A 22,669-nucleotide genomic window follows, 5' to 3' on the forward strand; every position below is an offset into this window, starting at 1 on the left:
GGGCCGAAGAAGGATTCACGCGCTGTCAGCCTCAGGAAACACCCCGATGAAGTGCGCGAGCGCGCGGTGCAGACGGGCTTCGTGGTTCCCGAACAGCGGACGGCCCAACGGAAGGCGGGGCGGCTCGGATAGCGCACCAGACGGTACGGCCAAGCCCCATGCCGTGCTCTCGGACTCCCCAATCTTGGGAGATCTCGCTAATGATGAGCAGTCCGCGGCCGTCTTCCGCCTCCGGCTCCTGCCGGATGTGGGGCGCGGAGAATGTGGAGCCGGGGTCACGTACCTCCACGTAGACCACCCCATCTGCCACGGCAACAGTGAGGCCGATGAGGTCGTATGGCCTGGCGTTGGAGTGCCGGAGCGCGTTCGTCAGGAGCTCGGACGCGGCAAGCACGGCATCATCGACGGACGGATGGTCGTCTCCCAGCCATTTACGCACTTCGGAGCGTGCGCGTGAGACGGACTCCCGAATGCCCGCCAGATGGATCGAACCGATGACCGTCTGCTCGGCGCTCGCTGGTTTCATGGCTTCACCCACTCGAAGAAGTCGGCGTCGATGGCCTTCCAACCATCCCAAGGCTCAGCTACATTTAGTAGCCGATTGACTTCAACCAGTCATCAACGGTTTCGCCGGGCAGCCCGCTGAAACGTTGATGAAACCCCCCGGAGGTCAGATGCCAAGGGAAAGCGATCTATACCCCTCGGACTCACCGACCGCCCTCTTCGGCTTCGAGCTGCGTCGACACCGTAAGGCCCGAGGCTGGTCGCAGCGCCAACTCTCAAAGGAGGTGCCCTACTCCGTCGGTACCATCAGCATGATCGAGACCGCGCAACGGTCGCCCTCGGAGGAGTTCGCCCGTTACTGCGACGAGGCGTTGGAGGCGGAAGGAGCGCTGATGCGGCTCTGGCCGATGGTCAGTCGCACAGCGGCCCCTATGTGGTTCCGGCCATGGCTCGACGTGGAGGCCACCGCAGAGACTATTCGCACATGGGAACCGTTGATGATCCCCGGCCTGTTCCAGACCGAGGACTACGCTAGGGCTATCCTGAGCGGCGAACCAGGCGCGGGACCGGAGCAGATCGAGGAGCAGGTCACTTCTCGCATGGAGCGTCAGAGCGTTCTTAGACGAGCCATACCCCCCATGCTCTGGGTCGTCCTCGATGAGGGAATTCTCCATCGTCCCATCGGTAGCTCCACTGTGATGTCGGCGCAGCTCGACCATCTTGTCGAGCTCGCACAAGCACCCCGGATCACCCTTCAGATCCTCCCTCTCAACGCCTACTCCACCCCCGGACTTCTGGGAGGGTTCGCCATTGCCCAGACGCAGGGAGCCCCTGACACCGCCTACATCGAGTCAGCCGGGATCTTGGGGCGCGTAACGGAGCGACCAGAAGACGTCCGCGCTCTAACATTCAGATACGAAGGGATTCGCGCTGAAGCACTGTCACAGCGCGAGTCCGTGAAGCTGATCAAGGAGGCAACGCAGCGATGGACGAGTTGACTCAGGAACTCAGCACCGCTACATGGCACAAGTCCACCCAATCGGGAAGCGACGGCGGCAACTGTGTTGAAGTTGCTGAACTGTCCGGTGGACGCCGAGGCGTCCGCGACAGCAAGAACCCCGCCGGACCAGCGCTGGTCTTCACCCCAAGTGAATGGAACGCCTTCATCGGCGGCGTAAAAGCAGGCGAGTTCGACTAACCCATACCGGCCACTCTACGAGGAAGGCCCCTTGCCCAGGGCCTTTCTCGTAGGCCTACGGTTAGCAGTTCCGCCATCGTCCGTTCGGAGTCGACCATTGAATGCCACATTCAGTAGGGATGTCCTCAGAGCGGCGGCGTACTCATCCACCGCAGTCGAACTCGCGTCCGTGACAACTATAAGTCGATTGTAGTTCCACGAGACAGACGTACGCGAAACTAAAACTTAGTTGTAGTTTCGCCGCATCGTAGCCGCGTACGGATTCAGCAGGTCAATCGAGAACCTCCCGTAGGCGATCATGTCCACCGGAGCGGTCCGCCAGCCACAACGGGCTGCCCAGGTCTCGAAGCAGGGCAGGGCCAGCACGTTCGGCCTCCGCTCGACCGGGACCTTGAAATCGATCCACCGGAAGCTGATCCGCACCACGTAGCGGCAAGGATCCACCCGTCCGTGATGGTGCACTTGTCGACCACCTGGTCCCCGCCCTGCCTGTTTCAGTTGATGTTCAACGACCACCCCGGCGGGTTTCATTCTCGGTACGGAAAAGATCTATAAGCCACAAGGTCAATTCTTACCTGGCAAGACCTGCGGAAGACCACAATCGCCGCCAGACCGTAACGTTGACTCCGCATATTTCCCCTTTCGGGGGAGCCGAAGCGGTGCTCTAGTCAGACAAAACGCCCATTCTTGAACAAAACTCGAACGTCCTATACCTTTCAGCGAGTTTAAGCTTGTTTTGTTGACGTGATGTTGATTACCGTGTCGAAGATGTGGAGGACGCCGCCTCCTGATCTGTTCCGGTGCAGCGAGCCGTACGAGGAGGATCATTTGTGGCTGACCTCGATCGTGAGGCGATGCGGGCCGTTGCCCAGCGGATTCAGCGGCTGTCGGATGACCACTGGTGGGCGCTCGATCCGTCCTGCCGTTTCATGGAGAAGGACACCTGGGTGGGGCCGACGGGCGCCCGATTCGATACCCAGGTCCACGCTGACCAGCGGGAACTGCGGGCCATGCTCGCACAGGCCGTAGACAGCGCGAAACAGAAGCTGGCCTCGACTCCGGATAAGCCATGAGCGACTTCAGCGGGGTCAAGCAACCCGAATTCGACACGATGACCAGCAAGCACACCCAGACCGCCAGCCAGCTGCAAGAGCTGGCACAGGCGCTGCACAAGGAGCTGCAGAGCGCCGGGCTCGACGCTGCACCGGCGGCGCGGCTGCGGCAGTTGGCCGGACGGGTTACGACTCAGGCCGAGGACCTGCGGCGCCGACAGAAACTGGTCCACGAGCTGCAGCGGCAGAAGGTCACCTTCGGGAGGAGCACGCCTAAGGGGAGCTTCCTGGAGGTGCCTGACAGCCTGGAGGCGGCCCAAGGGCTGCTCGACGGGACGCTGGCGGGTCGTGCCGCGCTGAAGGCCGCGGACGGCGACCGCATGGCGCTGGGCGAGCTGGAGAAATACGCGTCGCGGACCGGGGATCCGGAGTTCGTCAAGTCATTCCTCCGCACGCTCGGCGCGCTCGGCGTGACGCGGTTGCCCGGGGCTCTCGCCATGGAGTTGCGCGACGCCAGGAGACGTCAGGACACCGAGGGCGTGACCCGGCTCTCGAGACAAGGGCAGAAGGTCCTGGGCATGCTGAGCACGGCTTTGGCCAAAGGGACGGATCCGAAGAGTCCCGCTTACATGGGCGCCGACTTCCTCAAGGGTCTGGTGAAGGAGGGGCGGGCCGAGCACAAAGCAGGTGACACCAAATACTCCGGCTACCAGGCCCAAGCACTCATCTGGCGTGCTCACGACGGGAAGCCGCCGTTCTCGAAGGAGTTCATGGAGGTCGTCGGGCGGGACGTGATCGTCTACGAGCACGAGCAGCGTAAGGACCAATGGGCGGCAGCCAAGGATCCGCTGGGCCGTTACGTCAAGGGAAAGCAACTCCCCATCATCGACCTGGCCGGCGCGCTCGGGCTCGGCACCATGCTGAGGCCTGGAGCGCAGATGGCCAGTCCAGGCGTGAAGAACCAATCATCAGTGGTGGAGGACCTGTTCCATGCGGCGAAGTCCAATCGGGAAGCGTCTCACGCGCTGCTCAACCACACTCCGGCGGGGTGGAAGGAGTCTGTGCTGGACTACCTGTTGACGACCCGATGGGGCGCTTCCCGCTATCTGAACGACCACAAGCCGATCAGCGACATGCTGACGATCGCGACGACCGGCCAGGACGCCACCTCCAAGAAGCTGGCCGCCGAGATGATCAAGGTTCTGTCCGACGAAGTGCGCGGCGCCTTCGGCAAAGCCGGAGACGGCAATCTGGAGATCAGGAATAGGGAGATATTCGATCGATACGCACCCCTGAGCTACCCCCTGGGGCGAGCCATCTCGGCCAACATCGACCAGCTCTCGCGTCTGTACCTGAACCATGCGACTTTCGGCAAGGTCGCGGCCAAGGACATGGCCTACGCCTTGGTACTGGCCACCTCCAGCAATGCCGGGTTCGAGGCGCTGGTGCGAGCGCAGACTGAGCACATGCGAGCGGCGCTCAACAGCGTGCCTCCGGTCGGTCTCAACGCGTCCAACGCCGAGCGACTCGGATTCACGAAAGCAGATGTGAAGCGCTTCGATCTCAATGGGAATGGGACGGTCGACAAGGCCGACGTCACAGATCTCCTGACGGACCGCACCGTAGAAGAGGCACGCCCCTTCAACCACATAGTAGAGACCCGCCGTCAAGTGCTGATCGCCCAGGGACTGGACGACAAGAAGGCGGACGAGGCGCTGAAGAGCATGGTGGGCAACGCGATCGGCCTTCTCCCTGTGCCGGGAGCCAAGCGGGTGGGCGAATTCGCCACCGGAGCCTTCGGCGAACTGGTCAGCAAGGGGTACGACAAGCTGGCTGGAGTGGCGTATGACGAGGTCGCTAAACATGTCGCCCACCAGATGTCCCAACACAGGCCAGGATTGGACGAGACGCACCGGACGCTGGCAGAGAACCGACTTGCAGTGGAGAGGCTAGCGGAGCAAATGCTCGCCACAGCCATGCTGGACAAGGGTGTGCTGGATGAAGTTCCTCGGAAGGGTCAGATATTTACCGCTGGAAAACCGCCGATGATCAAGTCTTTCACGGAGATGAGCTCGCAGGAATACAGCGAGTTCCTTCGTTGGGCTCGAGACAAAGGTGGAAGCAGTGGTCTCCTCGATCGATTCGGCGGCACCTTTCGCAGAACCAGTGAGGTGGATGACTATCTTGGCCTGCAGATCCCATCCTCCTCTGGAAGCGGAAGATGAGGGATTCGCGCCTACTTGGCTCCCTGTGCGCTCTGGTGTTGCTCGCGGCAGCATGCACCCCAGAGAAGCCAATCGTCTCCACACCGGCCCCAACTCCCCAGCCGATCGTGGACGCCCCGCCATACGTATGCAAGCTCGTCCCTGAGCAGGCGTTTCGTGTGGTGAGTGGGGTAACCGGATCTCTCGTGGAGAGAATGGCTGGCAGTGTGGAAAGCGGCGAGTGCTGGGCTCCTAACGCGACACCTTCGCCTCTTCAAGTGAACTGGCTGCAAGCGGACAGCAGGGCGAATGAGAAGCATCTGGACTTCCTCATGGACGATAGGCGTAGCGTTTACACACGGCACGGCGGGATTACACTCCCCGCCGACGTTGGCCATGGTATGGCCGCCTACCTGACGAATAGCCCCTTGGACGATCAACCGTACCGTGTGAGCGCGAAGTTCCGCTGCGGAGGCAAAGACCGGATGATCGACATATTCTTGGCCCAGATCGCCAAAGGCAGGGATGCCATCAAAGACATGACCGAGCTCATGCGCATCGCCCAGAAGCGTTACGGCGAACTATACGACTGCGCTCCTGGCACATAAAACAACTCGACCGCGCCTCCCGTTGGTCACGAGGCGCGGTCGAGTGATCAGGGCAGGGCCTTGTGGGCCGTGTGCCGAGCACCGTCCCCGCAGGTCATTGCGGGGCCGGAGTCCAAGGACCTACTAAGGAACGGTCAGCGGGAAGCGCGGTTGACCGCGGAGATGATGGCCTTGAGGGACGCCGTGGTGGTGTTGGCGTCGATGCCGACGCCCCACAGCACCTGCCCGTTGACGTCGCACTCCAGGTAGGACGCCGCCTTGGCGTCGCTCCCGGCGCTCATCGCGTGCTCCACGTAGTCGAGCACCCGCACCTGGATGCCGACCCCGGCGATGGCGTCGATGAAGGCTGAGATCGGGCCGTTGCCGGAGCCTTCGACCTCGCGGATCTCCCCGTCGAGGCGGACGTCGGCGCTGATGCGGTCCTTGTCGTCCACCGTGGACTCGTGGCGGTGGGCCATGAGGCTGAGGCGGCCCCACCGGTTGGCCGGGTTGGGCAGGTATTCGTCCCGGAAGATTTCGAACATCTCAGCCGCACCGACCTCGCCGCCCTGCTCGTCCGTGCGGGCCTGCACGACCTTGGAGAACTCGATCTGCAGCCGGCGCGGCAGGTCGAGCTGGTGGTCGGCCTTCATGATGTAGGAGACCCCGCCCTTGCCGGACTGGCTGTTGACGCGGATCACGGCCTCGTACGTGCGCCCGATGTCCTTGGGGTCGATCGGCAGGTACGGCACCGCCCACGTGAACTCGTTCACCGGCACCCCGGCCACCGCGGCGTCGCGCTCCAGGTGCTCGAAGCCCTTCTTGATGGCGTCCTGGTGGGAGCCGGAGAAGGCGGTGTAGACCAGCTCGCCGCCCCACGGGTGGCGCGGGTGCACGGGCAGCTGGTTGCAGTATTCGGTGACGCGGCGGATCTCGTCGATGTCACTGAAGTCGATCTCGGGGTCGACGCCCTGGGAGAAAAGGTTCATGCCCAGCGTGACCAGGCAGACGTTGCCGGTGCGCTCGCCGTTGCCGAACAGGCAGCCCTCGATGCGGTCGGCGCCGGCCATGTAGCCCAGCTCGGCGGCGGCCACGGCGGTGCCGCGGTCGTTGTGCGGGTGCAGTGACAGCACGATCGAGTCGCGGTGCTTGAGGTGGCGGTGCATCCACTCGATCTGGTCAGCGTAGATGTTGGGGGTGGCCATCTCGACGGTGGCGGGCAGGTTGATGATGACCTTGCGGTCGGGGGTGGGCTGCCACACGTCGTTGACCGCGTCGCACACCTCGACGGCGTATTCCAGCTCGGTGCCGGTGAACGACTCCGGCGAGTATTGGAAGTAGACGTCCACGTCGGTCGCGTCGGCGAGCTTCTTGACCAACTTGGCGCCCTCGACCGCGATGGCCGTGATGCCGTCCTTGTCCTGGCCGAACACGACGCGCCGCTGCAGCGTGGAGGTCGAGTTGTAGAGGTGGACGATGGCCTGCTTGGCGCCCTCGATCGACTCGAAAGTGCGCTCGATCAGCTCTGGCCTGGCCTGGGTCAGCACCTGGATGACGACGTCGTCCGGGATGCGGTCCTCTTCGATGATCTGCCGGATGAAGTCGAAGTCGGTCTGCGAGGCGGCCGGGAAGCCTACCTCGATCTCCTTGTAGCCCATGCGTACCAGCAGCTCGAACATCTTGAGCTTGCGGTGGGAGTCCATCGGGTCGATCAGAGCCTGGTTGCCGTCACGCAGGTCCACCGCGCACCAGCGGGGCGCCTTGGTGAGGACCTGGTCGGGCCAGGTGCGGTCGGTCAGCCGGATCGGTTCGAAGGGCTGATAACGATGGATCGGCATGGGACTGGGCTGCTGGGCGGTCATGTCAGATGCTCCTCGTCGGTCTTCGAATGGAAGCGGCCGACGCGCACGACTGGCTCCGCGGCGAGGGAGCCGGCCTCAGAGGCCCCCGCCGCGGCAGCTAAGAAGCAGCCCGCGCAGCATGACATGAACGTTACCAGAGGTCTCGGGATGCGCTGGGCCGGATCTCATATCTTGAGAACGCCGAAGGACGCCGATCACCCGTCGATCAGGACGCTGAGGCAGGTCACGCACCCCTCGAGCTTCTCAAACTCTGAAATATCGACCTTCGTCACACTAAGTCCGCGTCTTTCGAGCATCGCGGCGGTCTGGGGCGCCGAGGCGGCCATCAGGACCCGGTCGCCGCCCATGAGCACCACGTGCGCGCCCGACTCCTCCGGCGGCTCCAGCATATGCGGCAGGTTCACGTGCCTGGGATCGCCGATGAGCGTCCCGTCGGGGAGCGCCGTGACCGCCGACTTCAAGTGCAGCACGCCTGTCATGTTCACGGGCACCACTCGGCGCTCCGGCAGCAGGGCCGTCAGCTGCCCGATGCCGGCGTCGTTGGTGCGCGCCGACCTGCCGACGTACACGGTGGGGCCGACCTGCAGCACGTCGCCACCGTCGAGGGTGCCGGGCGGCGCGATGCTGACCGTCTTCATGCCCAGCTCCCGTACGGCCTGCGCCACGGACTCCACCTCCGGCCGCCGCTCGGCCGCACCGGGCCGGGTCAGCACGGCCAGCCGCCCCGCCACCAGCACCGCGTCCTCCACGAATGGCGCGTCGGGCAGGTCATCGGCGGGCTTGGCGTACGCGGGCCGCCAGCCGCCGGCGGCCAGCGCGGCCACGTAGGCGTCGTGCTGGGCGGCGGCCCGCTCGTAGTCCATCGGCTCGCGCTCGATATGGGTGACGATGCCCTCGGCAATACGGGGGCCAGGTTTCCTTACCAGCGCGATACCAGACATACGGCGTGTTCTATCACGCAGTGATTAGAGTCATCCGCATGCGGGACGACGAGATACTCACCAAGATCAGTGCTCTGGTCGACGAGGAGCACCAACTGCGCAACAAGCTGACGACCGGCGACGTGACGACGGACGAGGAACACGCGCGGGTGAAGGAGCTGGAAACGGCCCTCGACCAGTGCTGGGACCTGCTCCGGCAGCGCCGTGCCCGGCGCAGCGCGGGCGAGGACCCCGACGGCGCCGCCGTGCGCCCGCCCGGCGAGGTGGAGAACTACCGCCAATAGAGAGCCCATCGAAATTCATTAGCTCCGGCCGCCGCGGGTGCGCTTTGCTGGCCGCATGAGGATCCAAGCCATCGACCCAGGCCGGCACGAGGATCTGATCGCGGGTCTGCACGACGCGTACGTGGCGGCCAACTCCCACGATCCCGGCCCCTTGCTCTCCCTCCCCGTGTTCCGCCGCGAGGTCTGCACAGACCTGCCCGGGCAGCTGACCGAGGCATGGGCGGTGGTGGAGGACGGCAAGGTGGCCGGCGGCTACGGGCTGGCGCTGCCCAGGCTCGACAACACCCACATGGGGTGGCTGTTCCCGCTCGTGGTCAGGCCAGAGCGCCGGTGCCGCGGGCTCGGCACGGCGCTGTTCGAGCACGCCCTGGACCGGTTGCGCGGGCACGGGAGGCGGCTGCTGCTCGCCGAGACGCCTGGCACCGGCGTCGGCGCACGGTTCGCCCGGGCGCGCGGCATGACGGTGTCCCTCGCGGAGGCCCGCCGCACCCTCGACCTGCGCACGGCCGACTGGGGCGCGTTGGAACGCATGCTCCCCCAGGCCGACGGCTACTCCTTGGAACGGTGGATCGGACCCGCCGGCCCTGAGCTGGTGCCCGATCTCGCCCTCCTGATGAACGGCATGAACGACGCTCCGCGCGACGCCGACCTCGAGAACGCGGTCTTCAGCGCCGAACGCCTGCGCGACCGCGAGGAGCGCATCACTCCCAACGGCGTGACCTGCTACACCACGATCGCCCGCCGTGACTCCGACGGCGCTCCCGCCGGCTACACCCGCGTCTACCTCCAGGCCGACCGCTCCGACGGCTGGGGCAACCAGGCGGACACGATGGTGCTGCGCGAGCACCGGGGCCATCGCCTGGGGCTGCTGCTCAAGCTCACCAACCTGCTCTGGCTGCGCGAGCGGGAGCCCCACCTGGAGCGGATCATCACCTGGAACGCCACTTCGAACGGCCCCATGCTCGCCATCAACGAAGCCATGGGCTTCGAGCTCCTCGACGAGTGGAACGAGTGGCGGCTGGCGCTGTAGGCGTGGAAGACCCGTCGCCAGGAAGGATGGACCATGTGATCAAGAGGCGCGGGCGACACCGATGCGTATGGCCATCGGGAATTCGGCGTCAACGCGAGTTCGTCACCGTGCGGGTGAGGAAGTCGGTAACCGCCTTCTCGTAGCGGGCGGGGTCGGAGTTCCACGACTCGACGTGCTCCGCGTCTGGGAACTCCTCGTAGGTTACCGGCCAGTTCATCTTCTGGGCCGCCGCGACAAAGACGTGGTTCATCCGCAGCGGTGCCGGCGTACACGTCCTTGTCTACGGCGTATACGTAACGCTGGAAACGCCAACGTCTGCGCGCGACCCGACCCAGATGAAGATCCTCTTTCAGGGGTCGGCCGCCGGCCGCTGACACCTTTCCGCCATCGCCATGGCCCAGATGAGATCGCTTCGACGAAGCGTTGACTCCCTCGAACGTTACCGTTAACGTACTCGCCAGGAACGATCACAAGGGAGGTTCGCCATGAGTGAGCGTGCACTGCGCCGCCGTCGATTCCTGGGTACGGCCATGGCGGGAGCGGCCGGCGCCTTGGCGCTCGGCGGCGTGGCGGATGCCACCGAGTCGCTTGATTGGCCCCCGCACGGGGATGCGCCGCCCGTACTCCCGGCTCCCCCGGCCGGATTCACCTGGACGCTGGATCCCGCGAAGAGCGACGACTTTCGCGGAGACGCGCTGGACACCGACAAGTGGTCCACAGAACACTGGATCGAGATCAACAACAACATCGTCGCGTTCAAGCCGGACAATGCCACCGTGCACAGGGACAAGCTTCACATCTGGCTCAAGAAAGAGCCGTACAAAGGTGTCAATTACACCGGCGGTTACGTCAGGTCAAAGTTCTACATGGCTGAGGACACCTACATCGAGGTCCGCGCGAGGATGATCCCGCACGTCGCGAACGTCAACTCGGCGATCTGGATGTATGACGTGCCCGATCCCGCCTTGAACCCGAACGTGGAAATCGACATGCATGAGTATCTGCGTCCCCTGGACAAGCCGAACGAAGTGCACAACAGCTTCCACCTGTGGTACAAGAAACCCGGATCGCAGCCCGGACCTCCCGCCGACTCGCACACGTCCCTGGCCAACGTCGACTGGCTCAGCCGATCGAACCTGGACGCGGGCTACCACGTCTATGGGCTTGAGCGTAGAAAGAAGGGCACCGGGTCGGGCCGCCCGGGCGGGTTCGTCAGGTTCTACCTCGACGGTGTGCCCCACTGGACCTACGGCGCGACGTTCATACCCGAGTTGGTGACCCAGCCGCGGCCGCTCATCTTCAACGTGAACGGAAACGCCGGCATACCGGTGGACTCACACCTGCCGGCCAGCATGCAGGTCGACTGGGTGCGCGTATACAACCTGACCGAGCAATAGACCCTCTCTTCAAGACTGAGCGCGGTTCCGGTCTCTGACGAACGGAAAGCGACTGCTGATCGTGCTCGACAACGCCCTGGACACCGCACAGGTACGGCCGTTACTGCCGGCCGGCCCCCGGCTGCGGCGTGCTGATAACCAGCCGCAGGATGCCCGCGTCCCTCGATGGTGCCCACCAGGGGCGTCAGAGCCGGCTTCGCCGTCGGCTACCACGGTCTTGATCACGACCACCGGCACCTGTTCCGTCTCATCGCTCTACTGGACGGGAGCGACATCGATGCGCCCGTCGCCGCCGCCCTCGCCGACGTTCCCCAGTGGCGAGCCGAGGCCCTTCTCGACGAACTCTGCGAGGCCCGGCTCACCGAGTCACACACCCCAGGCCGTCACCGGATGCACGACCTGCTCCGCCTGTTCGCCAGGGAACGCGCCCTGGAAGAAGACGCCGAGGCGGAGCGTCGCCAAGCCATACGGCGTGGCCTGCACTGTTACCTCGCCACTGCGCGGGCCGCCGCGCGTCTGGCCAACTCGCGTCATCCGTGGCGTCTGGACCTCAACCGGGGCGACGGGCCCACGCTGACGGTCGTACTGGCCGCCGCTCTGTACTCCGTGCTGACCGTGCGGGGCCGCTGGACGGAGGTACGGGTGATCGGCGAGCGGGCGGTCAACGCCGCGGCCAGCACCGGCCACTCGCTCCACCAGGCGGTCGCCCACCAGATGCTCGGCGACGCGAATTCCAATCTGGGTCTGCAGACCGAGGCGATCGCGCACATGTGCCAGGCTCTCCTCGCCTTCCGATCGCTTGACGACACGCGTTCGGAGTCGGCTCAGCTGGGCAGGATCGCGATCGCCTACGCGCGGTCGCACCGATTCGAGGAAGCCATCGACCGCTTCCACGAAGCCCTCGCGCTCGATCGAGGGCAGGGTGACCGGATGGGCGAGGGAATGAATCTCACCAACCTGGGGGTCGTGTTCCGGCGCTGGGCAACCTCGCCGAAGCACTCCGTCTCGCGGGACACACCCAGTGGGCGCTCACGCGCCTCCAGCAGGCCCTGCGGGTGACCCACGAGCTTGGCAACCTGGGCACCTACGACGAGGCGGAAGTCAAATGGAGCCTCGGACGCGCCTGTGCCGACCTCGGCAAGACCGAGGAGGCCCGCTCCTGGTGGCGCGAATCGGCCGCCATTCTGCACAACCTCTCGCTGATCAGCGCGGCGGAGAAGCTGGATATCGAGACCAGCGTGGCCCCGCGGACGCCCGAGATCATCCTCCGAAACATGTGAGCACACCCACGTCGAAGCGGGAGAAGAGGCGAGGCCCGCGTGGCAGGACGGTGAATCAGGTCACCGGCCGAAGGCGCGAAGGGCCGCCCGGGTGGCAAGCAGGGCCGGGCCGCTGTAGGCGAAGAACGGCAGCGCGGCCGGCAAGACGACGGCCATACCCACCACCAGCAGCGCCTGGGCCACCAGCAGCGCCAGGGTGATCACGGGCTGCCGCCACGCGGCCAGCACGGTCGTCCGCCACGCGGCGACCGGTCCCAGGCCGACGTGGCAGAGCACCGCCGGCAGATACGAGAGCGTGGCGAGATAGGCCGCGGAGAGGATCGCCAGGGACACCGCCGCCGCCCGGAACTCGAGCGCCGCCTGGCTCGCCGCCGTCACCAGGTAGAAGCCGAGTACGAAGACGGTGGCGAGCGGTACGCCCAGACTGAGCTGAGCAGGGAGGAACCAGTCGCGCCACTGTCGCCAGAAGCCATGCCAGGGGCGTGGCCGGTTTCCGCGGCAGTACTCCAGCAGCAGCCAGGACCCCGCGACCGTAGCGGGGGCCAGGCCGGCGATCACCAGCCCGGCCAGCACACCCGCGATCCACAGGAAGTTGACCACCGCGAGCCGGTAGGCCCAGTCGAGCATCTGGTACAGCCGCCCGAACCGGCCGCCGATCTCGATTTCGCCCGCCATTACAACCCGCGACGGCAGAGTGAGGAGTCTACGGCGGCGAAGTCGATCTCATGAACATAGTCCTCCGCGTCGTCCGCGGGCGCATAGCCGATCTCGCGGCGAGCCGTGTCGAGGTCCCACCGGCCGCGGGCGTTGGCCGAGACGCCGTAGTAGACACCGAACCTCTGGTCGCTGCGCAGCGCCGCCGCGACGAGCCTGCCCAGGTCACCGGGGCTCAGCCACTCGACCAGGGCGCGAGGCAGGTGCGGGCGTGGCCGGGTCCAGCCCAGACGCAGGCAGGTGACCGCGATGTCGTACGTGTCGGCGTAGTGGCTCCCGATGGCCTCCACCGCCGCTTTGCTCGCGCCGTACAGGCAGCACGGGCGGGGCGGCCACGACGCCCGCACCGGCACGATGCCGTCCAGATCGTAGCCGCCGGAGGCGTGGATTGAACTGGCGTAGACGAAGGTGCCCACTCCGGCGCGTCTGGCCGCCTCGAACATCGTGACGGACAGGTCGACATTGACCGTTCGCAGGATGTCCCAGGACGCGTCGGGCGACGCGTGCCCCGCCAGGTGGACGATCGCGTCGGCCTCCGACACGGCCGCGGCGGCGAACTCGGGGTCGGCGAGATCGCCCACCAGGACGTCCTCGCCCGGCCTGCAGTCGACGAGTCGCAGGTCGAATGTCTCTCCGAGGCCGGCGCGCAGCAGCGTGGCGACGCGCCCCGAGCCTCCGGTGACGACGACGCACGGCCTGCGGCCCTCTTGGCGGTCGTCCATGGGTGCCCCCTCTCAGCCTTTGACGGCGCCGGCGAGGCCGGAGACGAAGAAGCGCTGGAGCCAGAGGAACACCACGATGATCGGCAGGATGGTCAGTACGGCCGCCGCGGCCAGGCCGGGCCAGTCGGTGCTGAACTCGCCGAAGAACGCGTAGATGCCGACGCCGAGAGTGCGCAGCTCCGGATTGGTGAGGGTGAACACCAGCGGGACCAGGAAGGCGTTCCACGAGGATATGAAGTTGAAGATGGCCACGGTGCCGATGACGGGCTTGGCGAGCGGCAGCATGATGCGCGCGTAGATGCGGGGATGGCCGGCACCGTCGATCAGCGCGGCCTCTTCGAGCTCGTTCGGGATCCCTGCGAAGAAGCCCATGAACAGCAGGATCGCGACCACATGGGCGGGCCCGGCCTCGGCGAGGATCACCCCGGCCAGGCTGTTGTCCAGTCCGAGGGCGTCGACCACGAGGAAGATCGGGATGATGGTGGAGATCTTGGGGATGAACATGGTCGCCACCAGCACCACCACGAGGACCTTCTTGCCGGGCAGGTGGCCGCGGCCGAGGCCGTAGCCGGCCAGCGACGAGATCACGATGACCGAGAGCACCACGGTGAAGGTCACGATGACGCTGTTGAGCATGTATTGGCCGAAGCTGGCCGCGTCCCAGGCGCGCGCGAAGTTGTCCAGATTGACCTGGTCGGGGAGGAGATCGAGGCCGCCGAGAAACATCTCCGACTGGCTCTTGAACGCGGCCGAGACCATCCACAGGAACGGGTAGATCCAGATCGCAGCGAGCGGGATCAGCGCGAGGTGAAGGGCCCATCGCCCCAGCCGCCGCCTTCGGCGGGGGCCGGGGCTCCCCGCTGGGGCGCTGCCTTGGGCCGGCGCGCCGGCTCCGGTGCGGAGCCTGTCGTTGGTTCTGGTGGCGGCCATCGAAGCGGTCACCTCCTCGGTATCGGCCCGCGCGGGGCCGTGGGTCCGGTCGTGGTTCATCGGCTGTCTCTGACGCGACGGGTGACGAGGTACTGCAAGGCGGCGGCCAGCGCCACCACGACGCCGAACATCAGCGCGATCGCGGAGGCGAAGCCGTAACGCGGGGCGAACTGCGCGGGATCGAACGCGGTGCGGTAGATGTAGGTCTGCACGATCTCGGAGGCTCCGCCCGGCCCGCCGGCGGTCATGGTCTGCACGATGTCGAAGGCGTTGAAGCTCTGGATGGTGGTCAGCAGCACGATGACGACCCCTAGCGGAATCAGCGTCGGCACCGTCACATGCCGGAAGGACCCCCACCGGGAGGCGCCGTCTACCTTGGCCGCCTCCAGCAGCTCGCGCGGCACGGTCTGCAACGCAGCGAGCCAGTAAACCAGGGTGACCCCGAACACCTTCCACAGGTCCACGGCGATCACCGTGGGCAGGGCCAGGCTCTCCGAGCCGAGAAAGTTGATCGGCTCGTCCACCACGCCCGGCTCGGTCAGGGCCGCGTTCACCGGTCCGTCCACAGGGGACAGCAAGATCAGGAAGACCACGCCGACCACCGCCGTCGTCGACACCACGGGCAGGAAGAACAGCATCCTGTACACGTTGCGCCCGCCCAGCGCCCGGTTGTTCAGCACCATCGCCAGCCCGAGGGCCAGCGGAAGCTGAATGAGCAGGGCGGCGGCGGTGAAGGCGAAGGTGTTGCGGAACGACTGCCCGAACGCCGGATCGCCGATGGCCTCGACGTAGTTGTCCCACCCGACGAAGTCGGTGAGCGGGCCGAACCCGTCCCAGTTGTAGAACGAGTAGAAAACCGTCGCCACGATCGGCCACAGCTCGAACACCAGGAACAGCGCGAGCATCGGGACGAGGAAGGCGTAGTGCCATCGGTGCTTCCTGATCCGCGCCCACAGGCCGCCCTCCGCCAGTGCCGCATGCCTGGCGGATGCGACGCCTAGCACGCCCACGATCAATCTCCCTTCTCGCTGGTGGGGCGCGGTATGCGGGTCACGCGCAGTTCGTGCGAGCCGTCGGCACGGGTCATCTCGTAGTACAGCCACCACTGCTCGCCCACGGGGACGACGTCCATGTAGCGGATAGAGCCGGTGTTCGTGCCCGAGGTCACCCACGGTCCTGCGGGTGTCAGGCGCTGCCAGTCGATCAGGTTGAACGAAAGCGCCAGGCCGGTGCGCTCCTCGTAGTTCTCCGCAGGGCCGGAGGATCCGTCGTAGAAACCCAGGTAGCCGCCGCCGGGCAGCGCCGCGAAGGAGTTGAGCCTGGCCTGGTACCGATCCCACCCGTGGCCGGTCTCCAGCACGGGGCCGCGCCAGTCGAAGGTGCGGCCGTCGAGGCCGATCGCCAGGCCGGTGGGGCAACTCGTGCCGCCGACGTTGTAGATGTCGCCGGTGGAGTGGGCCCGCGCGCGTGCGGCCTCGTCGAGTCCCGCGTCGGCGGCGAAGCTGGCGAACAGGTAGATCGCCGGGCCGATCCGCACCGCGTACGGGTCCTTGACCCCCTCCGTGCCGGTGCTCGCGGCGGTCAGCACCGGCTCCGCCGTGGCGACGTCGAAGGCGGCGTCGCCGCCCGCGCGGCACACGTCGACGCGCCAGCGCGAGTCGGCCGGATCCACGTAGCTGAGGTAGAGCAGGTAGCCGTCACCGTCGGGCAGCAGGCAGAACCTCTCCATGGAGGAGGTCTTCAGCTCCTCCTTCTCCACCGCCCAGATGTCGGTGAAGGAGAGTCCGTCGGCGCTCTCCGCGATGGCGCATCGCCAGCCGCGTTCCCTGGCGTCGCCGCGTGGCCGCCGCTGCCGATAGGTCATCAGAAAGCGCCCGCGCTCGGGCTCGTACAGGACGCCTGGGCAGCCTGTCCAGTAGCCGGCGCCTGTGGTCTCCGGGGGCATCACGAGCAGGCCCTGCTCGGGGTCGAACGCGTCGACCCGGCCGAAGGTCCGGTGTGTCATGCGGTAAGTCGCCTTTCGGGTCTGCGTGCGTGGGCCGATCATCGGATGTCAGCGGGTGGTGTAATCCTTCATCGGATCCCAGTCGGCGAACGTGAAGGTCCCGCGATCGATGTCGACCCCCTTGTCCTGGACCTTCTTCAGTTCCTCGGCGAAGACCCTGCCGAGCTTCGCGTCGAGTTCGTCCGCCGCGGCCTTGTAGTCGATCTTTCCGTTGATCGCGTCGAAGAAGATCTCCGCCTGGGTCGGCTTGGGGGAGTTCTGTGCGATCCCGGCCAGCACCGTGATCGCACCTGAGCTCCGGGTGAGCGGGTTCGGGGCCAGCCGCTGGGTCTCCCGGGCGAGCTCGAGCAGCCGCCGGTCGTCCTGGCTGAGCCGGTCGGCGTACTTGTCGGCCAGTGCGGTCGGTATCTTGCTCATTTCGTAGTAGGCGCGTTGCGGTTCCAGCCCGGCGAGGAACGCGAGCACCCGAGCGGCGGCCGCCGCGTTGGCCGAGCCCTTGCTGATCCCCCAGTACGGCTGGATGCTCCCCGGGTTCTTCGCGACGCCGATGGCGCCGTAGCCCTTGCGCCCGGAGTCGGGCACGGGCAGCGGAGCGTATCCGAGCTCGATGTCCGGCTTGAGCTTGCGGATCTCTCCCGACCACCAGGAGGGGATCACCGCCATCGCGACCCTGCCCGACGCGAACTGCTGGAAGAACTGCGGCGGCTTGAGGTTCTCCCACCCGACCGGCACCACCTTGCGCGCGACCAGGTCCCGCAGCAGGGCAACGGCCTCGACGAACGAAGGATGGCCCGCGCCCGGCTCACCGGTCTGGTAGTTGATGGGCGTGCCCGAGGGGTCGGTCATCTGCGGGCCCGCGGTGTTCTGCAGGGCGTACACGGTCACCCCCAGCGGCTCGGGGATCTGGCCCACCAGCCCGAAGCCGAACACTTCGCCCTTGGCATCGCGGGTGATCTTCTCGGCCGCCTCACGCAATTCGCTCCAGGTCGTAGGCGGCGTGCCGACGCCGTACTTGTCCATCAGCGCGGCGTTGTACATCAGCGGGCGGCAGGCCCCCCACGGCCGGTGGGTCAGCGACGGCATGCCATACAGGTCCTCTCCCACGTGCAGGCCGCTGGTCGTCGCGTCGCGGGCCTGCGCGGGATAGTCGCGTTCCAGGGTGGTGATGAGCTCGGGGAAGCCGTCGAGCGGCTGGATCCAGCCCTTCAGAACGGCCGCGGGCATCTCCGCCGGCTGCTTCACCAGGCGGAAGACGTCGGGCCTGTCATCGCCCTGGAAGAGGAGCTGGATGGAGTTGGCATACTGCTGGTCCGGATAGAAACGGGTGCGCACCTGGATGCCGGTCTGCTCGGTGAACCTGCCCAGCCATTCCGTCAGGAATTTCTGGTCCTGTTGGGTCGCGATGGTGGTGGCGAGGGTCACTGCGGCGGAGCTCCGCTCGGCGGGGTTCCGGCCACCGCAGGCCGCCAGGACGGGAACCGCCGCCGCCGCGCCGAGAAGCCCCAGCGCACCGCGGCGGGACAGTACTGTTCCCGATGAGACGCTTGTCGACATCTCTTGCACCTTTCAACTGCCGACCGCGCCGACGAGGCCGGTCGCTGATCACATGGAATGGGGCGTACCGCTCCGGTCGGACCGGCCGGGCAGGTCGTCCTGGGCGTCGATGAGCCGCGAGGCACGCGGTGGCACGGGGATGGGGCCGTCGAGGAGCGGATCGCCGGTCTCCCTCATCCACCGCAGCAGCCGGTCGTCGAGGGAGGCCACGGTCTCGGCCATCGCGGGCTCAGCGGCGATGTTGAGCTGCTCCCACGGGTCTTTGCGCAGGTCATAGAGCTCGACCGGAGGCCGGGGGGCGAGGTGTCCATCGCCGAACCCACGCCGGGACGGCGACTCCTCGATGTCCTTGGCCAGGACCAGGGCGGGGCCGTCGGTGAAGTTCCGGATGTACTTGTATTTAGAGGTACGGACCGCCCGCATCGGGTCATAGCGGTCGTGGAAGCTCTTTTCAAGAAAGAGCGTACGGTCGCGAGGACCGGCCGCACCACGCAGGTCGGGGACGATGCTGCGGCCCTCGTGACCGGGGCCTGCCGAGCCTCCGGCCATCTCCAGCAAGGTCGGCAGGATGTCCAGATGGCTCACCGCCTGGCCACGCCTGCCAGGAGGCACTCCCCAAGCAGCGGGCGGACGGACGATGAGCGCGACCTCCACGCCCGGGTCGTAGAGCGTGCCCTTCGCCCGGGGCAGCGCCGCGCCGTGGTCGGTGGTGAACACCACGGCGGTGCGGTCCGGGTCGCAGTGCCGGTCGATCGCGTCGATCACATGCCCGACGGCGGCGTCGAGTTGCCGGATCGCGCCGTAGAACGCGGCGAGGTCCTCTCGCGTGTGGGCGTTGTCCGGCAGGTACGGCGGGACTTCGACGGCGGCGGGGTCGGCGTGGGTGTAGTCCTCGGCCGGCCAGGGGCGGTGCACCTCCCACATCCCGACGGTGAGGAGAAACGGCCGGGACCGTTCTCGACGATTCCGCAGCCATGCCTCCGTCTCCCTGGCGACGGGCCATGCCCTGGGCAGGAATCCCGCGCCGTGCACCTCGTCGAACCCGAGGACCATGGGGTTCGGATGCTCGTGCTGCAGGCCGATCAGCGCGGTGTCGTATCCGAGACCGGACATCAGCTCGGGCATGGTGGCGACGCTGCGCCGGTAGCGCCATCCGGCGTGGGCGAGACCCATCAACCCGTTGACGTGGGGGGAAAGCCCGGTGAACAGCGACGAGCGGGCGGGCGTGCAGAGCGGGGCGGTCGCGAAGGCGTTGTCGAAGACGACCGACCGCTCCGCCAGCGCGTGCAGGCTGGGGCTGGGGATCGCCGGAGCACCGTAGCACGACAGGAACCTGCCGAGGTCGTGACAGTGGATCAGGACAACATCCGGCGGTCGCTCCACGGTCTGTTGACTCCTATCCGCGCGGCTCCCACGGGATCGGCGCGCGTTCGGTGATCGGTTGTGACGCGCTGCGGATGCGCGTCGCGGCCTCCATCGGGCCGTACGTTAACGGTAACGTACCGGCTATGCCAGTGGAAGGTCCAGGCGGAACTCAGCCGCCACACGCACGTAGGGGCCGGCCGTCAGCTCGCCGGCGGGAGCTCCCCGGACCCTCTCGGGACGAGATGTGCGGGAACGACCACCCGGGCGGGGCGCTCGCGCTCGCCGACACCGGTGAGCTGGGAAAGCAGCATCTCTGCCGCGTGCCTGCCCATCGCGGGAAGATCCTGGGTCACCACCGTGATCGGCGGGTCGACCAGCGAGGCGGCCTCGAAGTCGTCGAAGGCGATCAGCGCGACCGGGCGGCCGTGCGACCGGATGGCGCCGAGAACGCCCCTGGTGAGCAGGTAGTTGGTACTGAAGATGGCGGTGGCCGGGTCGTCCTGTTCCAGCAGGGACCGCGCGGCCTCCTGGCCGAACTCCGGGGTGATCGGCCCGATGCGGATCAAGCTGGGATCGTCCCCGACGCCCTCGCGAACCAGTGTCTCCTTGTAGCCCGCGAGCCGCTCCGCCGCGGGGAACATGTCCACGCTCGTCACGATCCCGATGCGGCGGTGGCCGTGCCGCAGCAGGTGCTCCACCGCGTCGCGGGTGCCGCCCCGGTTGTCGACGAGGACGGTGGACGCCTCGACACCGACGGGCGGGCTGCCGAGGAAGACGACCGGGCGGCCGCTGTCGAGCTCGGGCTTGAGGTATCGGTGGTCGGCGTCTTCCGAGAACAGCAGGATCCCGTCGAAGCCCCGCTCGATGAAGGCCCCGACCAGGGCACGTTCCTGGTCGACGTCGCGGTCTGAGCTCCCGGTGACCACGATGAGCCCCTCGTCGCGCACGAGCTCGTCCACCTCGACGGTGAGTGCGGTGAACAGCGGCGTGTAGGGATAGGGAACAACCATGCCGAGGAGCGACATTCCCCGCCGCCTGCGCAGGGTTGTCGCGAGCTTGTTGGGCCGGAAGCCCAGGGCCTTGACGACCTCCTCGATCCGCCGCGCGGTCTCGGGTCCGACACCCGGTTGCCCGTTCAGCACCCGGGACACGGACATGGCGCTCACGCCCGCCGCTCTCGCCACGTCCCGTACGGTCGGGCGGCGCTCAGCCATGGTCGGATCCTTCTTCTTCACGGGGTACGCAGGCTCCGTCATTTGTCTCCCGGTCCTCCCCTCCCCCATTCGCGGAGACGAGCCCGAGTCGTGGATCAGTTATCGGTAACTCTAGGCGAAGCGTTGACAGCGAAAGCGCCCACCACGACGATAGACAACGTTAACGGTAACGTTGCTCAATCAGGCGCGCTTCCTGTGATGGCGCACACCATCTCCAGTCCTCGCGGCGGACACCCACACAGAGGAGGCGGATGATGAACACGAGCGGGCCGGCCGGACTGCCCAGGCGCAGGTTCCTCGGCACGGCGATGGCCGGCGGCGTGGGCGCCTGGGGGCTCACGTCCCTCGGTGGTCCCGGTACGGCGCGGGCCGCGCGGTCGCTCGAGGATCCTGTGGCCGAGCTGCGGTCGAAGTTCTTCACCGGGCCGGTGACCGAGCGTATCGACCTGGACACCCTCGACCCCGCGCGCCGCCCGGACAGCTCGCAACTCGGCACCATCGGCCACTTCCAGTTCGTCGACCGGTATCCATGGATGACGCCGGACAACCTGCTCCCGTTCGCGGTGGCCGCCGGTATCAAGTGGGTGCGCACCGGATTCCGCCACGAGGACTGGGACTGGAGCGCCGGCAAGCCGGGCGCGATGCTGAAGAGCTGGGTGGACGCCGATCTCAAAGCGGGCATCAAGCCTCTGTTCACGACCAGCAACCGGAACCACCTCGGAACCCACAAAGAGGTCTCGGGATGGGTCGACATGGTACGCGCGGCGATCGGCGAGTGGGGTGAGGACGTCGGCGCGTTCATGCTCGACAACGAGCCCAACAACAGTAGCGAATGGAAGACGCACTACGGCGGCGAGTATTGGGGCGGCCCTTGGCTCGATGCCTACACGCGGTTCGCCGAGCAGTGCTGCGAGCAGGTCAAGACGGAGTTCCCGAACGTGTTCCTGGTCAACGGAATCCAGGTGGAGAGCCAGGCGATGGGCCAGATCAAGCGGTCTGCGCCGCGCATCGACGCGCTCTGTATGCATCACTACACCTACAAGCACGGGCTGCCGCCGGAATACACCCCGCGCACTGGAGACGCCAAGTTCCGCGACTTCGCCACCTCCGACGTCGAGTTCGAGCAGGCCATGAGCGATTACCTTCGCCAGGGCAGGATGCTGCTCGGCAGGCCCGACCTGCAGGTCTGGATGACCGAGATCGGCCTTCCCACGCTGTCCCAACGCGAGTTCCCGCCCGACACGCTGGAGCCGATGAGCGAGACCCAGCAAGCCAAGACCATCGCCAGGATGCTGGTCCTGGGCCTGCTCACCGCCACCAAGACGTTCCTCTACACCCTCGCCGACCAGGGGCATAACGCGGCGCGCGACGGCGACACCTTCGGCGTCGTGACCGACGACCTGCGGCCCAAGCAGGGCTTCTTCGTGCTCGGCAGGATCAGCGCGCTCACCGGCGGGCGGGCGACGCCCGATCCGGAGTTCCTGGCCATCGCCACCAGGTTGGACGGCACCCTCCCCGGCTATGTCAAGCAGGTCAACGCCAACACGCTGGTCAAGGAGGAGCTGCGGGCCGAACGCCTGGTCACCGCGGACGGGCGCGCCCTGGTCGCGGTATGGTCGACAGCGCCGCCGCGCGACAACTTCGCGCCGCGCCGCGCCACGTTCGCGGTGAACAAGACGCTCGGCAAACGACCGGTGCTCGTCGACCCCATGACCGGCCGCTCCCGCTTCCTCGTGACCCGCCCAGGACCCGGCGGCGCCGAGCGCTTCGACCTCGACGTGCGCGACTATCCGCAGTTCATCCTCGCCGAGAAATGACCAACAACC

General features: G+C 66.7%; 24 protein-coding genes. 11 read left to right on the forward strand and 13 right to left on the reverse strand.

Annotated features, from left to right (window positions below; translation table 11 throughout):
• Nucleotides 1-31: 31 nt before the first annotated feature.
• On the reverse strand, nt 32-526 hold the full coding sequence (locus tag OHA25_RS61715; protein ID WP_442941998.1) for an ATP-binding protein: 495 nt from the start codon (nt 524-526) through the stop codon (nt 32-34).
• Between the two features lie 148 nt (nt 527-674).
• Between OHA25_RS61715 and OHA25_RS52590 the strand changes: the two genes are divergently transcribed.
• The gene (locus tag OHA25_RS52590; protein ID WP_327584367.1) at nt 675-1,502 is read left to right on the forward strand and encodes a helix-turn-helix domain-containing protein; all 828 of its coding nucleotides are present in this window, start codon (nt 675-677) and stop codon (nt 1,500-1,502) included.
• Entirely contained in the window at nt 1,490-1,702 is a 213-nt protein-coding gene (locus OHA25_RS52595) for a DUF397 domain-containing protein (RefSeq protein ID WP_327584368.1), read from the forward strand. The genes OHA25_RS52590 and OHA25_RS52595 overlap by 13 nt, the downstream gene beginning before the upstream one ends.
• 225 nt (nt 1,703-1,927) lie before the next feature.
• Here the strand turns inward: OHA25_RS52595 and OHA25_RS52600 are convergent, their stop codons facing one another.
• Nucleotides 1,928-2,164, reverse strand: a complete 237-nt coding sequence (locus OHA25_RS52600) for a hypothetical protein (RefSeq protein WP_327584369.1) — start codon at nt 2,162-2,164, stop codon at nt 1,928-1,930.
• A gap of 368 nt (nt 2,165-2,532) precedes the next feature.
• Between OHA25_RS52600 and OHA25_RS52605 the strand changes: the two genes are divergently transcribed.
• From OHA25_RS52605 to OHA25_RS52615, 3 genes are all read left to right on the forward strand, one after another.
• Nucleotides 2,533-2,775, forward strand: coding sequence for a hypothetical protein (locus OHA25_RS52605; RefSeq protein ID WP_138672816.1), 243 nt, complete (start codon nt 2,533-2,535; stop codon nt 2,773-2,775).
• Nucleotides 2,772-4,979 (forward strand): hypothetical protein, encoded by a 2,208-nt coding sequence (locus OHA25_RS52610; protein ID WP_327584370.1) that lies wholly within the window; start codon nt 2,772-2,774, stop codon nt 4,977-4,979. Before OHA25_RS52605 ends, OHA25_RS52610 begins: the two co-directional genes overlap by 4 nt.
• 257 nt (nt 4,980-5,236) lie before the next feature.
• Entirely contained in the window at nt 5,237-5,566 is a 330-nt protein-coding gene (locus tag OHA25_RS52615) for a hypothetical protein (protein ID WP_327584371.1), read from the forward strand.
• 134 nt (nt 5,567-5,700) lie between these two features.
• On the opposite strand, the gene leuA is transcribed toward OHA25_RS52615, so the two are convergent.
• Nucleotides 5,701-7,407 carry a 2-isopropylmalate synthase gene (gene leuA / locus OHA25_RS52620; protein ID WP_327584372.1) on the reverse strand — a complete coding sequence of 569 codons (1,707 nt, stop codon included), beginning with the start codon at nt 7,405-7,407 and terminating at the stop codon, nt 5,701-5,703.
• 194 nt (nt 7,408-7,601) lie between these two features.
• A complete protein-coding gene (gene ddaH / locus OHA25_RS52625) occupies nt 7,602-8,348 on the reverse strand; it encodes a dimethylargininase (protein ID WP_327584373.1) in 747 nt (248 codons plus the stop codon).
• Nucleotides 8,349-8,386: 38 nt separating this feature from the next.
• Here ddaH and OHA25_RS52630 point away from each other — a divergent pair, with 38 nt between their 5' ends.
• On the forward strand, nt 8,387-8,632 hold the full coding sequence (locus tag OHA25_RS52630; protein WP_327584374.1) for a DUF2630 family protein: 246 nt from the start codon (nt 8,387-8,389) through the stop codon (nt 8,630-8,632).
• A gap of 55 nt (nt 8,633-8,687) precedes the next feature.
• Nucleotides 8,688-9,662 (forward strand): GNAT family N-acetyltransferase, encoded by a 975-nt coding sequence (locus OHA25_RS52635; protein ID WP_327584375.1) that lies wholly within the window; start codon nt 8,688-8,690, stop codon nt 9,660-9,662.
• An 88-nt stretch (nt 9,663-9,750) separates the two neighbouring features.
• Here OHA25_RS52635 and OHA25_RS52640 read toward each other — a convergent pair whose 3' ends face one another.
• A complete protein-coding gene (locus OHA25_RS52640; protein ID WP_327584376.1) occupies nt 9,751-9,912 on the reverse strand; it encodes a hypothetical protein in 162 nt (53 codons plus the stop codon).
• Between the two features lie 235 nt (nt 9,913-10,147).
• On the opposite strand from OHA25_RS52640, the gene OHA25_RS52645 reads away from it, so the two are divergent.
• From OHA25_RS52645 to OHA25_RS52655, 3 genes are all read left to right on the forward strand, one after another.
• A complete protein-coding gene (locus tag OHA25_RS52645) occupies nt 10,148-11,059 on the forward strand; it encodes a glycoside hydrolase family 16 protein (RefSeq protein ID WP_327584377.1) in 912 nt (303 codons plus the stop codon).
• A gap of 165 nt (nt 11,060-11,224) precedes the next feature.
• Nucleotides 11,225-12,118, forward strand: coding sequence for a hypothetical protein (locus tag OHA25_RS52650; RefSeq protein ID WP_327584378.1), 894 nt, complete (start codon nt 11,225-11,227; stop codon nt 12,116-12,118).
• Complete coding sequence (locus OHA25_RS52655; protein ID WP_327584379.1) at nt 12,115-12,339, forward strand: hypothetical protein; 225 nt, start codon at nt 12,115-12,117, stop codon at nt 12,337-12,339. The genes OHA25_RS52650 and OHA25_RS52655 overlap by 4 nt, the downstream gene beginning before the upstream one ends.
• 60 nt (nt 12,340-12,399) lie before the next feature.
• Here the strand turns inward: OHA25_RS52655 and OHA25_RS52660 are convergent, their stop codons facing one another.
• The 8 genes from OHA25_RS52660 to OHA25_RS52695 all read right to left on the reverse strand — a co-directional run bounded on the left by OHA25_RS52660 (nt 12,400) and on the right by OHA25_RS52695 (nt 20,843).
• A complete protein-coding gene (locus tag OHA25_RS52660; protein WP_327584380.1) occupies nt 12,400-13,014 on the reverse strand; it encodes a YesL family protein in 615 nt (204 codons plus the stop codon).
• A complete protein-coding gene (locus OHA25_RS52665; protein WP_327584381.1) occupies nt 13,014-13,775 on the reverse strand; it encodes an NAD-dependent epimerase/dehydratase family protein in 762 nt (253 codons plus the stop codon). The genes OHA25_RS52660 and OHA25_RS52665 overlap by 1 nt, the downstream gene beginning before the upstream one ends.
• A gap of 12 nt (nt 13,776-13,787) precedes the next feature.
• A complete protein-coding gene (locus OHA25_RS52670; RefSeq protein WP_327584382.1) occupies nt 13,788-14,765 on the reverse strand; it encodes a carbohydrate ABC transporter permease in 978 nt (325 codons plus the stop codon).
• The gene (locus OHA25_RS52675) at nt 14,762-15,715 is read right to left on the reverse strand and encodes a carbohydrate ABC transporter permease (RefSeq protein WP_327584383.1); all 954 of its coding nucleotides are present in this window, start codon (nt 15,713-15,715) and stop codon (nt 14,762-14,764) included. Before OHA25_RS52675 ends, OHA25_RS52670 begins: the two co-directional genes overlap by 4 nt.
• 2 nt (nt 15,716-15,717) lie before the next feature.
• Nucleotides 15,718-16,710: a hypothetical protein gene (locus OHA25_RS52680; RefSeq protein WP_327584384.1), complete on the reverse strand. Its 993-nt coding sequence runs from the start codon at nt 16,708-16,710 to the stop codon at nt 15,718-15,720.
• 48 nt (nt 16,711-16,758) lie between these two features.
• Nucleotides 16,759-18,264 carry an ABC transporter substrate-binding protein gene (locus tag OHA25_RS52685; protein WP_327584385.1) on the reverse strand — a complete coding sequence of 502 codons (1,506 nt, stop codon included), beginning with the start codon at nt 18,262-18,264 and terminating at the stop codon, nt 16,759-16,761.
• Between the two features lie 48 nt (nt 18,265-18,312).
• Nucleotides 18,313-19,647, reverse strand: a complete 1,335-nt coding sequence (locus OHA25_RS52690) for a sulfatase family protein (protein WP_327584386.1) — start codon at nt 19,645-19,647, stop codon at nt 18,313-18,315.
• A gap of 182 nt (nt 19,648-19,829) precedes the next feature.
• The gene (locus tag OHA25_RS52695) at nt 19,830-20,843 is read right to left on the reverse strand and encodes a LacI family DNA-binding transcriptional regulator (protein ID WP_327584387.1); all 1,014 of its coding nucleotides are present in this window, start codon (nt 20,841-20,843) and stop codon (nt 19,830-19,832) included.
• Nucleotides 20,844-21,094: 251 nt separating this feature from the next.
• Here OHA25_RS52695 and OHA25_RS52700 point away from each other — a divergent pair, with 251 nt between their 5' ends.
• Nucleotides 21,095-22,660, forward strand: coding sequence for a hypothetical protein (locus tag OHA25_RS52700; RefSeq protein ID WP_327584388.1), 1,566 nt, complete (start codon nt 21,095-21,097; stop codon nt 22,658-22,660).
• Nucleotides 22,661-22,669: the final 9 nt, after the last annotated feature.

This window comes from Nonomuraea sp. NBC_00507 (assembly GCF_036013525.1).
GTDB lineage: Bacteria > Actinomycetota > Actinomycetes > Streptosporangiales > Streptosporangiaceae > Nonomuraea.

Coding starts and splice junctions, on each gene's coding strand:
- OHA25_RS52660 (WP_327584380.1), bottom strand. CDS start 13,014: ATGGCGGGCGAAATCGAGATCGGCGGCCGGTTCGGGCGGCTGTACCAG.
- leuA (WP_327584372.1), bottom strand. CDS start 7,407: ATGACCGCCCAGCAGCCCAGTCCCATGCCGATCCATCGTTATCAGCCC.
- OHA25_RS52645 (WP_327584377.1), top strand. CDS start 10,148: ATGAGTGAGCGTGCACTGCGCCGCCGTCGATTCCTGGGTACGGCCATG.
- OHA25_RS61715 (WP_442941998.1), bottom strand. CDS start 526: ATGAAACCAGCGAGCGCCGAGCAGACGGTCATCGGTTCGATCCATCTG.
- OHA25_RS52680 (WP_327584384.1), bottom strand. CDS start 16,710: ATGACACACCGGACCTTCGGCCGGGTCGACGCGTTCGACCCCGAGCAG.
- OHA25_RS52670 (WP_327584382.1), bottom strand. CDS start 14,765: ATGAACCACGACCGGACCCACGGCCCCGCGCGGGCCGATACCGAGGAG.
- OHA25_RS52635 (WP_327584375.1), top strand. CDS start 8,688: ATGAGGATCCAAGCCATCGACCCAGGCCGGCACGAGGATCTGATCGCG.
- OHA25_RS52695 (WP_327584387.1), bottom strand. CDS start 20,843: ATGGCTGAGCGCCGCCCGACCGTACGGGACGTGGCGAGAGCGGCGGGC.
- OHA25_RS52665 (WP_327584381.1), bottom strand. CDS start 13,775: ATGGACGACCGCCAAGAGGGCCGCAGGCCGTGCGTCGTCGTCACCGGA.
- OHA25_RS52590 (WP_327584367.1), top strand. CDS start 675: ATGCCAAGGGAAAGCGATCTATACCCCTCGGACTCACCGACCGCCCTC.
- OHA25_RS52700 (WP_327584388.1), top strand. CDS start 21,095: ATGATGAACACGAGCGGGCCGGCCGGACTGCCCAGGCGCAGGTTCCTC.
- OHA25_RS52685 (WP_327584385.1), bottom strand. CDS start 18,264: ATGTCGACAAGCGTCTCATCGGGAACAGTACTGTCCCGCCGCGGTGCG.
- OHA25_RS52610 (WP_327584370.1), top strand. CDS start 2,772: ATGAGCGACTTCAGCGGGGTCAAGCAACCCGAATTCGACACGATGACC.
- OHA25_RS52630 (WP_327584374.1), top strand. CDS start 8,387: ATGCGGGACGACGAGATACTCACCAAGATCAGTGCTCTGGTCGACGAG.
- OHA25_RS52650 (WP_327584378.1), top strand. CDS start 11,225: ATGGTGCCCACCAGGGGCGTCAGAGCCGGCTTCGCCGTCGGCTACCAC.
- OHA25_RS52640 (WP_327584376.1), bottom strand. CDS start 9,912: ATGAACCACGTCTTTGTCGCGGCGGCCCAGAAGATGAACTGGCCGGTA.
- OHA25_RS52595 (WP_327584368.1), top strand. CDS start 1,490: ATGGACGAGTTGACTCAGGAACTCAGCACCGCTACATGGCACAAGTCC.
- ddaH (WP_327584373.1), bottom strand. CDS start 8,348: ATGTCTGGTATCGCGCTGGTAAGGAAACCTGGCCCCCGTATTGCCGAG.